General features: G+C 71.2%; 16 protein-coding genes. 14 read left to right on the top strand and 2 right to left on the bottom strand.

The window, feature by feature from the left end; all coding sequences use genetic code 11:
• Positions 1-141: 141 nt before the first annotated feature.
• Positions 142-603, bottom strand: a complete 462-nt coding sequence (locus ACR9FL_RS15285) for a helix-turn-helix domain-containing protein (protein WP_436356224.1) — start codon at positions 601-603, stop codon at positions 142-144.
• 212 nt (positions 604-815) lie between these two features.
• On the opposite strand from ACR9FL_RS15285, the gene ACR9FL_RS15280 reads away from it, so the two are divergent.
• The 14 genes from ACR9FL_RS15280 to ACR9FL_RS15215 all read left to right on the top strand — a co-directional run bounded on the left by ACR9FL_RS15280 (position 816) and on the right by ACR9FL_RS15215 (position 12,364).
• Complete coding sequence (locus ACR9FL_RS15280) at positions 816-1,421, top strand: GntR family transcriptional regulator (RefSeq protein WP_436356223.1); 606 nt, start codon at positions 816-818, stop codon at positions 1,419-1,421.
• On the top strand, positions 1,418-3,295 hold the full coding sequence (locus ACR9FL_RS15275) for a type IV secretory system conjugative DNA transfer family protein (protein WP_436356222.1): 1,878 nt from the start codon (positions 1,418-1,420) through the stop codon (positions 3,293-3,295). The genes ACR9FL_RS15280 and ACR9FL_RS15275 overlap by 4 nt, the downstream gene beginning before the upstream one ends.
• Complete coding sequence (locus ACR9FL_RS15270; RefSeq protein ID WP_436356221.1) at positions 3,295-3,714, top strand: hypothetical protein; 420 nt, start codon at positions 3,295-3,297, stop codon at positions 3,712-3,714. The genes ACR9FL_RS15275 and ACR9FL_RS15270 overlap by 1 nt, the downstream gene beginning before the upstream one ends.
• On the top strand, positions 3,711-4,682 hold the full coding sequence (gene trbB / locus ACR9FL_RS15265) for a P-type conjugative transfer ATPase TrbB (RefSeq protein WP_436356220.1): 972 nt from the start codon (positions 3,711-3,713) through the stop codon (positions 4,680-4,682). The genes ACR9FL_RS15270 and trbB overlap by 4 nt, the downstream gene beginning before the upstream one ends.
• 383 nt (positions 4,683-5,065) lie before the next feature.
• Positions 5,066-5,386 carry a TrbC/VirB2 family protein gene (locus ACR9FL_RS15260; protein WP_436356219.1) on the top strand — a complete coding sequence of 107 codons (321 nt, stop codon included), beginning with the start codon at positions 5,066-5,068 and terminating at the stop codon, positions 5,384-5,386.
• The gene (locus ACR9FL_RS15255; RefSeq protein ID WP_436356218.1) at positions 5,386-5,661 is read left to right on the top strand and encodes a VirB3 family type IV secretion system protein; all 276 of its coding nucleotides are present in this window, start codon (positions 5,386-5,388) and stop codon (positions 5,659-5,661) included. The genes ACR9FL_RS15260 and ACR9FL_RS15255 overlap by 1 nt, the downstream gene beginning before the upstream one ends.
• Positions 5,597-8,047, top strand: coding sequence for a conjugal transfer protein TrbF (gene trbF / locus ACR9FL_RS15250; protein WP_436356217.1), 2,451 nt, complete (start codon positions 5,597-5,599; stop codon positions 8,045-8,047). Before ACR9FL_RS15255 ends, trbF begins: the two co-directional genes overlap by 65 nt.
• Positions 8,026-9,048, top strand: a complete 1,023-nt coding sequence (locus ACR9FL_RS15245; RefSeq protein ID WP_436356216.1) for a TrbG/VirB9 family P-type conjugative transfer protein — start codon at positions 8,026-8,028, stop codon at positions 9,046-9,048. Before trbF ends, ACR9FL_RS15245 begins: the two co-directional genes overlap by 22 nt.
• On the top strand, positions 9,045-10,178 hold the full coding sequence (locus ACR9FL_RS15240) for a TrbI/VirB10 family protein (RefSeq protein ID WP_436356215.1): 1,134 nt from the start codon (positions 9,045-9,047) through the stop codon (positions 10,176-10,178). Before ACR9FL_RS15245 ends, ACR9FL_RS15240 begins: the two co-directional genes overlap by 4 nt.
• Positions 10,175-10,669 (top strand): S26 family signal peptidase, encoded by a 495-nt coding sequence (locus tag ACR9FL_RS15235; protein WP_436356214.1) that lies wholly within the window; start codon positions 10,175-10,177, stop codon positions 10,667-10,669. The genes ACR9FL_RS15240 and ACR9FL_RS15235 overlap by 4 nt, the downstream gene beginning before the upstream one ends.
• Positions 10,670-10,674: 5 nt before the next feature.
• Positions 10,675-11,277: a lytic transglycosylase domain-containing protein gene (locus tag ACR9FL_RS15230; RefSeq protein WP_436356213.1), complete on the top strand. Its 603-nt coding sequence runs from the start codon at positions 10,675-10,677 to the stop codon at positions 11,275-11,277.
• Positions 11,274-11,552, top strand: a complete 279-nt coding sequence (locus ACR9FL_RS15225) for a hypothetical protein (protein WP_436356212.1) — start codon at positions 11,274-11,276, stop codon at positions 11,550-11,552. The genes ACR9FL_RS15230 and ACR9FL_RS15225 overlap by 4 nt, the downstream gene beginning before the upstream one ends.
• Positions 11,545-11,970 carry a helix-turn-helix transcriptional regulator gene (locus tag ACR9FL_RS15220; protein ID WP_436356211.1) on the top strand — a complete coding sequence of 142 codons (426 nt, stop codon included), beginning with the start codon at positions 11,545-11,547 and terminating at the stop codon, positions 11,968-11,970. The genes ACR9FL_RS15225 and ACR9FL_RS15220 overlap by 8 nt, the downstream gene beginning before the upstream one ends.
• Complete coding sequence (locus ACR9FL_RS15215) at positions 11,963-12,364, top strand: helix-turn-helix transcriptional regulator (protein WP_436356210.1); 402 nt, start codon at positions 11,963-11,965, stop codon at positions 12,362-12,364. The genes ACR9FL_RS15220 and ACR9FL_RS15215 overlap by 8 nt, the downstream gene beginning before the upstream one ends.
• 75 nt (positions 12,365-12,439) lie before the next feature.
• Here ACR9FL_RS15215 and ACR9FL_RS15210 read toward each other — a convergent pair whose 3' ends face one another.
• On the bottom strand, positions 12,440-12,961 hold the full coding sequence (locus tag ACR9FL_RS15210; protein ID WP_436356209.1) for a hypothetical protein: 522 nt from the start codon (positions 12,959-12,961) through the stop codon (positions 12,440-12,442).
• Positions 12,962-12,963: the final 2 nt, after the last annotated feature.

Here is a 12,963-nt window from a genome sequence, read left to right as displayed (position 1 = left end):
GTGCGCTCCCCAGTTTAAGGCGGGTCAGGGACGTCATGGGACTTCTCCTTGTGAAATGCCGCGGGTTGCGGCGAGACAAAGGAGCGCCCGGGGAAGGGGGATACGAAGCGATATCCGACGCATATCCGCGACGGGCGGCGGTCAGCGGCGCGGGCGGCCCTGGTCGGCGATCCGCGCCTGCAGGTCGCGGTTGGCGCGCGCCCGGGCGGCCAGGGTCTCGAACATGGGGGTGAGGATTTCGAGTGCGTCGCGCGCCGTAAGGAAGGCGAGGTCCGGGCCCAGATCCTGGGCGAGATCCTCCAGGCCGTTGGTCATGATGGTCACCATCTGGTTTCGCGCGCAGTGCACGGCGAAGTCCGGCACCCCGATGGCGACGGCGACGAAGATGGCGTGGGGGTCGCTGTTGGTGACGCGCGCGAAGCGGAAGACATAGTCGCGGTTCGGTCGGGTTTCGCCCGCCTCGAAACGCTCGTAGGCGCGCGGACTGAGGTTCATCAGGCCGGCGGTCTCAGCCGAGGTCAGGTTCCTCAACCTGCGGATTCCCTTGAGCGCGGCGGAGAAACGGGCCCGGCCGTCGATGCGCGCAGGAGGAGGCTCCTTCATGATGCGCCCTTTCCTTCAAGCTTGAGCTTGGCAACCCGAGGGTGTGGGGTGCAACCGCTTTCGGCATGAATCCGTCGGAAACAGACGGATGGGGCGTCGAAAATCGGCGGGGCGGCCGCCCACTTGCGACGGATCCTGCGCTGGCGGGTTGTGCGACAGGGCGGGGGTCGTCCGTATGGGGAGGATGTCGTCTGTCCGGCGGGGGCGAGCGCGTGATCCGTACCCGAGATCCTTTTCAGCAGGCCCTGGAGGCCCTTCGCCAAGGGCTGACGCTGGGCCGTTTCGCGGCCGGCCGTCCCATCGTCATCGCGGACGAGGCGCGCGGCTTGGGCCTGTCGACCACGCCGGTGCGCGAAGCCCTCTGCTGGCTGGGCGGCGAGGGGCTGGTCGAGCGCGGCGGCGCGGGCGGCTTCTTCGCGCCGCGGCTGGAGCCGGCCCTGATCGCCCGCCAGTACGCCATGCGCCGGCTCTGCCTGCTGCAGACCGAGGGGCCGCCCATTGCGCCGCCCCCGGAGGGCCTGATCGCCGGGGGCAGGGCCGCCGATCGTCTGCTGGCGACCTGGCGATGGCGGGTCCGCGCCCTAGGGGATGCGTCCCTGCACGCCGTCTTCGAGGCCGTGCAGGGCCGTCTGGTCCGTTTTGCGGCGGCCGAGACCCGGCTCTTTGCTGATGTGGAGGCGGAGGCCGAAACCTTGCTGGCCCTGCCGGCGGGGGCCTCCGCGGCGGCCATCGAGACCTATCATGAACGGCGTATCCTGGCCGCGCCCATGCTGGCCCTGAGCGCGGAGAGCGACGGCGCCCCCGAGGCAGGGACATGACCTGGCGGGCGGCCTTCCTCCTTCTGGGACTGGCGGCGGGCCTCCAGGGCGCGACCCAGTATTTCGCCTGGCTTTACCGGTTCGACGCCGCCCTGGGGCCCGGCCTCGGATTGACTTGGGGGCTTGGGCCGGACGTCGCCCTCTACCCGCCCTGGTCGATCCTGATCTGGGCCAAACGCCACGCGGCGGAGGCCGGCCCCGCCCTGTCCAGGGCGGGAGGGCTTGTGCTTCTCGGCCTGGCCGGCGGACTGCTGCTGGCGACGAGACCGGCGAGGCGGCCAGCGCGGCGACGAGGGTGGGGCGGCCTGGCGGAGGCGAGGCGCGCGGGCCTGCTGAACGGGCGGGGCGTGGTGGTGGGAAGCCTGCGCGGCCGCCTCCTCACCAGCGACGACCTGCGTCCGACCCTGGTGACCGGGGGCACCCGCAGCGGCAAGGGGCGCGGCCATGTGGCGCCGACCCTTCTGTCCTGGACCGACAGCGTCCTGGTCCATGATCCCAAGAGCGAACTCTGGACCCTGACGGCGGGCTGGCGCGCGGGCTTCTCCCACGTCATGCGGCTGGACCCCCGCGACCCGGCTTCGGCCCGGTGGAACCCCCTGGCGGAGATCCGCCCCGGCCCCGGCGAACTCGCCCAGGTGCAGCGACTGGTCGCCATCCTCTCCGATCCGGGAGGCGCGCGGGACGAGGAGGCCATCTGGGACAAGGCGGCTTCGGAAATCCTGGAGGCGGTGATCCTGCACGTGCTCCACGTCGCAGAAGACGCCGACAAGACCCTGCTCAAGGTGCGCGAACTTCTGGCCGACCTCGACCGCTCCGCTGAAACCATGCGCCGGACTCTCCACTTTCGCGGCGAGGACGGCGCGCCGCGCACCCACCCCTTCATCCTGACGGCCGTGACCGGCTACGCCGCCATGCATGATCGTTTCCGCACCTCGGTCCAGGGGACGGCCCGGTCCTACCTCAAATGGCTGGCCGGCGAGGATCTCGAGCACGTGCTTTCGGCCTCGGACTTCGCCATGGGGGACCTCATGTGCGCCGAGGCGCCCGTCTCCCTCTATATCCAGGTGGCGCCCGCCGACGCCGCCGCGCTCAGGCCCTTCGTGCGGCTGCTCTTCCATGCGGCGGCGCAGTCGCTGACGGCCCGCGAACGCGAGGACGCCGCCGGCCGTCCCAAGCGACGGCCCCTGCTGATGCTGATGGACGAGTTTCCCTTGCTGGGACGCCTGGCCTTCTTCGAAAAGGCGCTGCGGCTGCTGAGCGGCTACGGAGTCAAGACCCTCTTCGTCGCCCAGTCGCTGAACGATATTGTGGAGACCTACGGCGTCCACAACACCCTGCTCGACAACTGCGCCGTCTACACGGCCTTCTCGGCCCTCGACCCGGTGACGCAGGAGAAGGTGTCGCGCCTGACGGGGAGCGTGACCGAGGTCCGCACCAGCCGCTCCGCGCCCGCCGGCCTGTCGGCGGGACGCGCCTCCGTCTCCCGCGGCGAGGTGGAGCGGCCCCTGCTGGAGCCCGGCGAGGTGCGGGCACTGCCGGATGAGGAGCAGCTTGTCTTTGTGGCGGGCCGCAAGCCTCTGCGGACGCGCAAGATCCGCTATGACCACAGAGAGCCCTTCCGCAGCCGGGCGCGCTTGGTCGCGCCTGATCAGGCCCGGGGTCTCGATGCGCCGCCGCCGCCGCCCCACCCCTGGGCCGGACGCAGGAGCCTGGGGCGGGACGGGGGCGCGGCCCTCCCCCTGTTCAAGGAGGTGGCGGGGGCGATCGACGAGCGAAAGGCGGCCGAGCAGGCCGCGCGCGCCTACGACCGTATCCTGCGTGAAATGTCGGCCCAGGAGGCCGCGCTCGATCAGCTGCAGGGAGGCGGAGCCTGATGCGCAAGTCGGTCGAGACCTTCAGGGTGCAGGTCTATCTCAATGACCCGAGGGTGGTGACGGGCCTCACGCGCGAGGCGCGGGCGAACCGGATGCCCCTCAGCCAGGCGGCCGGCCGCGCCATCGCCCGGGGTCTCCAGCTTAATCCGCGGGCGGATCCCGAGGATCGTCTCGAAACCCTGGAGCGTTCGTTGCGGGATCATATGCGCGCGACTGCGCGGGACATGCAGATCGTCCAGGAGCTTCTGGTCGAGGTGGCCCGCGCCTTCTTCCTGCGCCTGCCGGATACGCCGACCGACTCGGACCCGACGGTGCAGGCGGCGGTGGAAAGACGCATCGACCGCCTGCTGGACGACGCCGCCCGCCGGATCGTCATGGGACGGCCGGCGTCCGACGGCATGACCGGACCGGAGGCGTGAGCCTTGAGCCGCCCCTGGCCGGAACGCGGCGGCTGGAGGCCCTGCGGCACGCCCTGGGCGAGGCGGCGCTGGCGGCGCTGGCGGATCCCCAGGTGGTCGAGATCCTCGCCAATCCCGACGGACGGCTGGTCGTCGACCATCTGCAGCGGGGGCGGTTTGACACAGGCGTGCGGCTGTCCGCCGGGGATCGGGACCGGGCCGTGCGACTGGTCGCCGACCATGTCGGGGAGGTGGTGGACGCCGCCGACCCCCGTGTGTCCGGCGTGCTGCCGGGCGGCGGCGAGCGCTTCCAGGCGGTCCTGCCGCCGGTCTCCACCGGACCGGCCTGGTCGATCCGCAAACGACCGGCGCTCATCTGGCGGCTGGACGACTATGTCCGGGGCGGCGTCATGTCGCCGGCCCAGGCCGAGGCCCTGAGGGACGCGGCCGTCGACCGGCGCAACATCCTGATCTCGGGCGGAACGGGGTCCGGCAAGACCACTCTCGCCAACGCTGTCCTGGCCGAGCCGGCCTTTGCCGAGGATCGGGTCTTCCTGATCGAGGACACGCCGGAGCTGCAGTGCGCGGCCTGGGACCTGGTGTCCGTTCTGACGCGCCGACGGCCCCGCGTGATCGGGGTCGCCGACCTGGTGCGGGACGCCCTGCGGATGCGGCCGGACCGCATCATCATCGGCGAGGTGCGGGACGGGGCGGCGGCTCTGGAGATGCTCAAGAGCTGGAACACCGGCCATCCGGGAGGCCTGTCCACGGTGCACGCCAATTCGGCCCAGGACGTGGTGAGACGGCTGGAGGACCTGCTCGGCGAGGTGGTCAGCCAGGCCCCGACCCGGCTGATCGTCCAGGCGGTGGATCTCATCGTCCATGTCCGCAGGACCGCCACGGGGCGTCGCGTCGAGGGGATGGTCGCAGTGGAGCCGGGCGAGGCCTCGACCGGCGAGCACGGGGTGCGCCTGCTTCAGGTGGCCTGAGGGGTCGCGTCGGTCGCGTCCGGCCATGCTCGTTTTGAGAGGTGTGCGGGGGGCAAGGTCGTCCGTGCTGCGAGCGGGCGCCGATGTCGGACCTTGCCATTTACAGTCCTGCCGCCTCGCTGACGCGCGTTTTGCGGGGCGCCTGCAAGTCGGATGAGGGTGTTGAAACAAGTCGCCCGCAAGTCGACGCAAGTCGATCGGGTCGTGAGAGTGTTGAAAAACAAAGCGCAACATCGAATCTGAAGCGAATCTATTTCAAGTCATTATAAGTCTAATCCAAGTCAATACACAGTCTTGTGAATAACTATTGACGTCCTGTGGGTAAGTTTGCTTGGCTTTGTTCGAGACCTTTCGGGTCATCGCGAAAGCAAAGGACATTCGTCATGCGTTGTTCTGTTTCAGTTGTTCTTCGGGTCACAGTCGCGGCGAGCCTTGCCGCAGCGGCCCGGCCCGCCTGGGCCGGCGGATCGGGCATGCCCTGGGAGGGGCCGCTGCAGCAGGTCGTGACCTCCATCACCGGCCCCGTGGTCCAGGCCGCCGCCGTGGTGGCGGTGGTCGTCTTCGGAGCCGGCGTGGCCATGAGCGAGAACGGCTCCTCCATGCGGCGGGCGCTCAGCATCCTGTTCGGCCTCTGCATCGCCTTCGCTGCATCGACCTTCTTCCTCGACTTCTTCGGCTTCGCCGGCGGCCTGGAGATCGGCTGATGTCCGCAGAGATCGAGACCCGCCCGGAAGGCTGGGACCTGCCGGTCGCCCAGGCCCTGACCGAACCCGTCCTGATGGCCGGCATGCCCCGCGACTACGCCGTGGTCATGGGCACCATCGCCATGGTGCTGGGCCTGGCCCTGCGCATCTGGTGGCTCGGGCTGCTCTGGTGGGCCGCGGCCCACGCCGTGGGCCTGTGGGCTGCGCGCCATGACCGTCGTTTCTTCGAAGTGCTGCGGCGTCATCTCGCGCGTCCCGGCCACCTGGACGCCTGAGGGCGGGATGCGCTTTCTCGACGAACATCGCCGCAGGCCCGCCGCCCTCGCCGACCACCTGCCCTGGGCCGCCCTGGTCGCGCCGGGCGTGGTCCTGAACAAGGACGGCGCCTTCACCACGGGCTTCCGCTTCAGGGGACCGGATCTGGAATCGGCGTCGGAGACCGAACTGATGGCGGTCCGCGCCCGGCTCAACAACGCCCTGCGTCGCCTGGGAGACGGCTGGTGCCTCCACGTGGAGGCCAGCCGGCGATCGGCGGCGGCCTATCCGGAAAGCGCCTTTTCGATCGACGTCGCCTGGCTGGCGGACGCCGAGCGGCGGGAAGGCTTCGAAAGCGCGGACCCCGCCTTCGAGACCGACTTCCGCCTGGCCCTGACCTGGCTGCCGCCGGGGGACGAGACGCGCCGCCTGGAGCGCTGGCTGTTCGACGGCCTGTCGCGCACGGGGGCTGACTGGCGCCAGACGCTCGCCCTCTTCGAGCGGGAGGTCGAGGCGACCTTCGATCTTCTCGCGGGCGCCCTGCCCGAGATCGAGCGGCTGGACGACCAGGGGCTTCTGACCTGGCTCCACGCCTGCGTCTCGCCCATGGCCATGACCGTGCGGCCTCCGGACACGCCGATGTTTCTCGACGTCCTGCTGGCGGACGCCGCCCTGACCGGGGGGACAGAGCCGCGACTGGGGAGCCGGTGGCTGAAGGTGGTCTCGGTGCGCGGATTGCCGGCGACCACCCGTCCCGGCCTGCTCGACAGTCTCGGCGCCCTGCCTTTTCCCTATCGCTGGACGGCGCGGTGGATCGCCCTCGACAAGACCGGCGCGGAACTGGAGATCGTGCGGATGCGCAAGCGCTGGTTCGCCAAGCGCAAGGGCCTCGGGGTACTGCTGCGCGAGGCCATCACCAAGGAGGAGACGCCCCTCCTCGACACGGATTCGATCGGCAAGACCGGGGAGTGCGACGCCGCCCTGGCCGCCCTCGGCGCCGACGCCTGCGCCTACGGCTATCTCAGCCTGACCGTCAGCGTCCTCGGCGAAACCGCCGACAGGGCGGAGGCGCGGGCGCGGGCGGTCGAGGCGGCGCTCAACGCCCAGGGCCTGGTGGCGAGGGTCGAGGACCTCAACGCCGTCGAGGCCTGGCTGGGGTCGATCCCGGGCGAACCCTATGCCGACGTGCGGCGGCCCATGATCTCCAGCCTCAACCTGGCCGACCTCCTGCCGGTGTCGGCCGTCTGGGCCGGGCCGGAAGGCGACGCCGCGCTCGAGGGGCCGCCCCTGGCGGTGGCCCGCACCCTCGGCTCCACCCCGTTTCGCCTCGTCCTCCATGTCGGCGACGTCGGCCACGCCATGGTGGTGGGGCCGACCGGGGCCGGCAAGAGCGTGCTCCTGGCCTTCCTCGCCCTGCAGTGGTTTCGCTATCCCGGGGCCCGGGTGGTTTTCTTCGACAAGGGGCGGTCGGCCCGGGCCGCCACACTCGCGGCAGGCGGGCGATGGCGCAGCCTGGGCCCCGGCGGGGACGTGCGGCTTCAGCCTCTGGCGCGGATCGACGAGGCGGGCGAACGGGCCTGGGCGGCGGAGTGGCTGGCCGACTGCGCCCGTCACGCCGGCCTGGAGGCCGTGCCCGAAGTCCGGGACGCCATCTGGTCGGCGCTCGGCGCCATGGCCGCCGCCCCGGTCGACCAGCGCACCCTGACCGTCTTCCACGCCCTGGTGCAGCACCCGGCTTTGGCGGCGGCGCTCGAGCCCCTGACCCTGAGGGGGCCGCACGGCGACCTGCTCGACGGCGTGGAGACGGGGCAGGGCGACAGCCCCTTCGACACCTTCGAGCTGGAGACCCTGATGGCCGTCGCCAACCTGGCCCTGGCCGCCTTCCTCGGCGCGGGGTGGTGGGTGCAGGCGGACCGGGCGGTGGTCCGCCCCTTCGTGGTGGAGGTCTCGGAATGGGGCGAGACCCAGAAGATCACGGCGCTCGACGGCCGTTACGAACCGACCGACGCCCAGATCGGCCACGCCCTCGCAGGCTGGGTGCGCGACGTCCGCTCCAAGAGCATGGATCCCATCGTCATCCGCCAGAACTGGCTGAGGGCCTATGACCTGTTGTCGCCGCGGGCCGCCGCCTTCCTCAACGCCTGGGCTCAGGCTCACGACCCCTTCGCCGAGGCCGGCCGTGAGGCCGTGACGGTGGAGGTCCTCAACGTCGTGAGGCGCACCGGGCGCACCTATGACCTGCAGTGGCGGGAGACCCGCTACCTCAACGGACAGAACGCGGGCGCCGAGCGCTGGCGGGCCCTGATCACAACGGGCCGACAGGCGCCGCGCACCGAGGCCGAGCTGATGAAGAACCCCCTTGGACTGAAGATCGAGGACGTATCATGGACACCCGACGCCTCCTGATCGCCTGCGCCATGACCCTGCTGGCGGGCGGTTGCGCCGCCGCCGGGAACAGGATTCCGGCGCCTGCGGAGATCGCCCCGCCCCTCGCGTCAGCGCCCGTCGTGGCGGAGGCGGCCGTGATCGAGGCCTCGGCGGAGGTCGAGGTCGGGATTGAAGCCGGGGTCGAGGCCGAGACCTCGACGGCGCGACCCTGGCGGCCGTCGTCCGCATCGCCTGTCGGTCGTCCGGCGGTCGCCGGCGAGGGGGCGCCCGCCGTCGCGGCCGCGAACCTCGCGGCGCGCACCCGGTCCGAGGCCGACCGTTTCGTCGGCGGGGCCCAGGTCTTCGAGCGGCGGCCGGGTCGGGTCTATGAGGTGTGGACGGCGCCCCTGCGCGTCACCACCCTCACCCTGGCGCCGGGAGAAACCCTCCTGTCCAAGGCGGCGGGCGATACGCTGCGCTGGCAGGTGGGGGAGGCCCGGTCTGGCGAGGGGGCGACCGCGCGGGTCCATGTCCTGTTGAAGCCGCTCGAACGCGGTCTGGCGACCAACCTCGTCCTGACCACCAGCCGGGGGCTCTACCAGGTGTCGCTTCGCAGCGGCGGACCGGCGAGCTTCAACAGCGAGGTGGCCTGGGAGGATGACGGCGTGCCGCCGCCTGAACAGGCGCCGTCCACAGCGGAGATCGCGGACGCCGGGGATCAGGGCGCCGGGGAGGCGGCGGCGCAGGAGACGTTCAACGCCCGCTATCGCATCGACGCCGGTCGCCGACCGCCGTCCTGGGCCCCGACGGCGGTGTTCGACGACGGACGGCGGACCTTTCTCGTCCTGCCGGCCTCCGCCCGCACAGGGTCGGCGCCGGCGCTCTTCGCCCTGGGCGCCGACGGCGGCCGACAGATGACCGGCTACCGCCAGGCGAACGGCATGCTGGTCATGGACGGCCTTCTCGACCGCGCCGAGCTGCGCATGGAGGGGCAGGCCAGAGGCGTGAAGGTAGAGCGACTGGCGGAGGACCGGCCATGACGGATTTCGACCAGCCAGGTCCGGCCTCCGCCGCTGGCGACCCCGCGGCCGGGGCCAAGCAACCGGCGGCAGGCCTGGACGGCCGGGCGCCCCGGCCGCGCGCGGTGCGTCTGAGGGCGGGCGCGGTCCGGATCGTCGTCGGTGGGGCGGCCCTGGTCCTGTCCGGCGCCCTGGCCTGGGCTTTTGTGGTCCAGCCCGAACTCCGCGAGGCGGAGCAGACACGACGGCAGGCGGAGACCGGAGACCAGGCGAGGGGGGATGTGATGCCTGCAGAGGCCGTGACGGGCCAGCCCGCCACCTATGACCGCCTGCCTGAGCCGCGGTCGGCCGAGGATCGCCAGGTCGTCGTGAGGGAAGAGGCGCGCGCCGGGCCGACGGACCGGTCCAGCGCGCGAACGTCTGCGGCCCCGGGGCGCTCGGGTCGGGGCGAGGCGCGTCTCGCGGCGGCCCGCTCCGATCTCTTCTTCGCCTCTCCGAGTCGGGGAGAATCTCCGACGCCGCAGCCGGTCGTCGACGCGCCGTCGCCAGCGGATCGCAGCGGGCTCATCCCGCCCGCCTCTCCTTTCGAGCTCAAGGCGGGCGACGTCATTCCGGCCCTTCTGCTGACGGCCGTGGACACCAGCCGACCGGGACCGGTCACGGCGGTCGTGACCCGCGACCTGTTCGACACGGTGGCCGGGCGTCATCTTCTGGTTCCCCAGGGCAGTCGCCTGATCGGCAGACACGAGGGCGCCGGACTTCATGGCGACCGGCGCGCCTTCCTGACCTGGACGCGACTGATCCTGCCCAGCGGCAAGAGCATCGGGCTAGGCGATGAGCCGGGCGTAGACGCCCAGGGCGCCGTGGGTCTTCCCGGCCGGACAGACCGTCGGCTGGGCGCCCTGGCGACCGGGGTGCTGGCGGCGGGAGCGATCACCACCCTGGGCCAGGCGGCGCGGGACCGGGCGCGGGACCGGGGCGGTTCATGGATGGCGGACGCGGGGAACGCCGCGGCCATCGAGGGCGCCCAGGTCGGCGGGCGCCTCGTTGATCGGGAACTACAGGTGCGGCCGGTCGTGCGGGTCGAGCCGGGGTCGGCCGTTCGCGTCCTGCTCACGCGCGATCTGGTCCTGGAGGCCTACGCGCCATGAAGGGGCGGATCCTCATCGCGGGGGCTCTTGGCCTGATGGTGGTCGGCCTTTTCCGGGTCGCGGACGCGCGTTCCGCCGCTCCCCTCCTGCTGATCAACGAATCCCACAGCCTGCCGCGCGGCCTCTACCGCCGGACCTCGGGGGCGGCCTTCAGCCCTGGCGCTGTGGTGGCCGTGATCCCGCCGGCCTCGGCGGGCCCCCGTCTTCTCGCCCTGGGCTATCCCCCGGGGCAGCGGCTTCTGAAGCGCATCGCGGCAGCGCCGGGCGCCGAGGTCTGCGCCCGTGAGACAGGGCTCGTGGCGGTGGACGGGCTCGTCCTCGACATTCCGCCTTTGCAGGACGCTTCCCGCGTCTGGACCGGATGCCGGCGACTGGGCCCGGATCAATGGCTGGTCCTGGGCGAGACCGCCCGCAGCTTCGACAGCCGCAGCTTCGGGCCGGTGTCCACGGCCGCGCTGGAAGGCCCCTACCGACTGGTGCGATCATGGTGAGGGGGATGCTGGCGAGCCTGGCGGGTATGGCCCTCCTGTGCGGGGCGGCCCACGCCCAGGCCCAGTCCGCGGAGCAGACGGCGGACTGGTCGCGGGCGGGCGGTGCGCTCTTTCCCGGGGAGGTGATCCAAGAGGTGGAGCGGGAGGGAGACGAGCAGGATCCAGGCGCGGCTGCCGACGGACCCTATGCCGATCTCATCCGGGCCGCGGCGGAGCGGCACGGCCTCGACGCCCGCCTGCTCGACGCCCTGGTCCAGGTCGAATCCGCCTGGCGCGCCGACGCCGTTTCCAGCGCGGGGGCGGCTGGGCTCACCCAGCTCATGCCCGGCACGGCGGCGGATCTCGGCGTAAAGGATCGGTTCGACCCCGCCGAAAACCTCATGGGCGGGGCCGCCTATCTCGCCGCCCAGATCAGGCGGTTTCAGGATCTCAGACTGTCGCTGGCGGCTTTCAACGCAGGACCCGGTCGCGTGGAAAAGGCCGGCGGGGTGCCGCGGATCGCCGAAACCGAAGCCTACGTCGTCTCGGTCCTGGACTGTTTCCTGGCGCGGGTGGCGGGCCGGCCGGTGCGCAGCCGGGCGGACTGCCGGCCGGGGAGGGCGCCATGATACGCGGCGAACGCCTGCTTGAGCTGGGTCTGGAGGGCGGAGACGACCTCCTGACCCGGGCCGAGGCCTCGGCCTTCCTGACCGCCCTGGGTCTGCCCATGCGGCCGGCCACCCTCGCCCGGCTGTGGTCGACGGGCGCCAAGGGGCCCCCTTGCCGGCATGTGAGGTCTCGGCCCTACTACCCGCGGAGCCTGCTGTCGCTCTGGGCGCGGGACCAGATAGGCGAGGTGCGGCAGGGCGCGCCCGCCGCCGCCCGTTCGCGGCGCCATGGTTGATCCGCCGCCTCCTGCAGGGCCGGGTCCGGTCGAGCGCCGGCTCCTGACCGAAGAAGCCTTTCGTGCGGCGACGGGACGGCCGGCCAGCACGGTGTGGCGCATGCGCCGCGACGGCCTGTTTCCCCAGCCGGTGCGGATATCGCGTGGCCGGGTCGGCTGGCCGGAAGGAGTGGTCCTAGCCTGGATGACGGCGCGGGCCTGCGAGGAGCTTCTGCTGGCGCCGCACGGCCCGCACACCCCCGGGAAGCCGGCTCGAGGGCGGCCGAGAGCACGCCCGAGAAAGAAGTCGAACTTGTCGAAAGCGACGTCGAAGGCGGAAACTTCGCCGGTTAAGGTTCTGCGAAAGTCGGTCGTGTCCGAGACTTCAGAAGGACACTGGAGCGCCCCCGCAGCGGCGGAGGCCAGACGCCTTGTCTGATCCGATCGAGAAACCTCTGATCGAGGTCGGCGGGCGGGATGACCGTTTGCTGAGCTGGTCACGTGTCCACGACCTGACCGGACTCAGTCGTTCGACGGCTTGGCGGCTGCAACGAGCCGGAACTTTCCCTAAGTCGGTCGCCTTATCGCCCGGGCGGGTAGGCTGGTGGGAAAGCGAGCTCACGGCGTGGAAGAAGACGCGCAGCTCCAGGTCACTCCGCACGCCGGTCGCTGTGCGTCCGTGCGGCATGCCGCGCAAGCAGAAGCCGAAGGGGTTGTCCGGCACATTACAGCCCCCGGCATCCACTATGCAGGAGCCTCTGGCGACAGAGCGGGTGCAGCGTCGCCGGAGGCTCCTGCAGGTTCATCCGGGGCAGATCGATTTCGACTTCTGAGGAGGCTTCCGGTCGCTTCGCCATTGCCGACAGTCCGGACTTGCTTAGTTGTTTGGTCCCGGATCAGCGCCGAAATCAGTCTGCGTCTTGGGGCGGCAAGAACTTCAGGGGCGGAGAGGGCGCATTATCATGAGATGCCTCCTCGACTAGACTGTGCCAGGCCTCGCCCAGGCGGATGGAGTCCGCCAGGTCCTGAGCCGAGATGAACGAATGTTCGGTCAGGCGTTGGCGCAGACCTTGGCAGGCCGCCAGGATCGCCGAGGCCTGGCGCACGATGGCGATGTCGGAGTGCGCGCCCAGGTCTTCATAGGCGGAATAACGCCAACGGCCGCCATCGGGCGATTCGTTGATCAGCGCCCATTTCTCGGAAGGGGTCAGGGCGTCGCCGAGCGGTTCCCAAGCCTCGCTGTCGGCGGGGCGCCGGTAGTGCCCCGGACGTTGCGGCAGGCCGTGTCGACCATAGACCTGGCCCGCAGTCTCTTCGATGGCCTGAAGCAGCGATAGAAGATCGGCTGTCGACGCCGTCGCCTCGGTCTCTTCGCGTGTCCGCTCCGCAGACGGGGCCTCCTTGCGACGGCGTCCGAAGCGACCGAGCATCA

The organism is Brevundimonas sp. CEF1 (assembly GCF_051353055.1).
Taxonomy (GTDB): Bacteria; Pseudomonadota; Alphaproteobacteria; order Caulobacterales; family Caulobacteraceae; genus Brevundimonas.
This window is presented reverse-complemented; position numbering and strand designations above follow the sequence as displayed.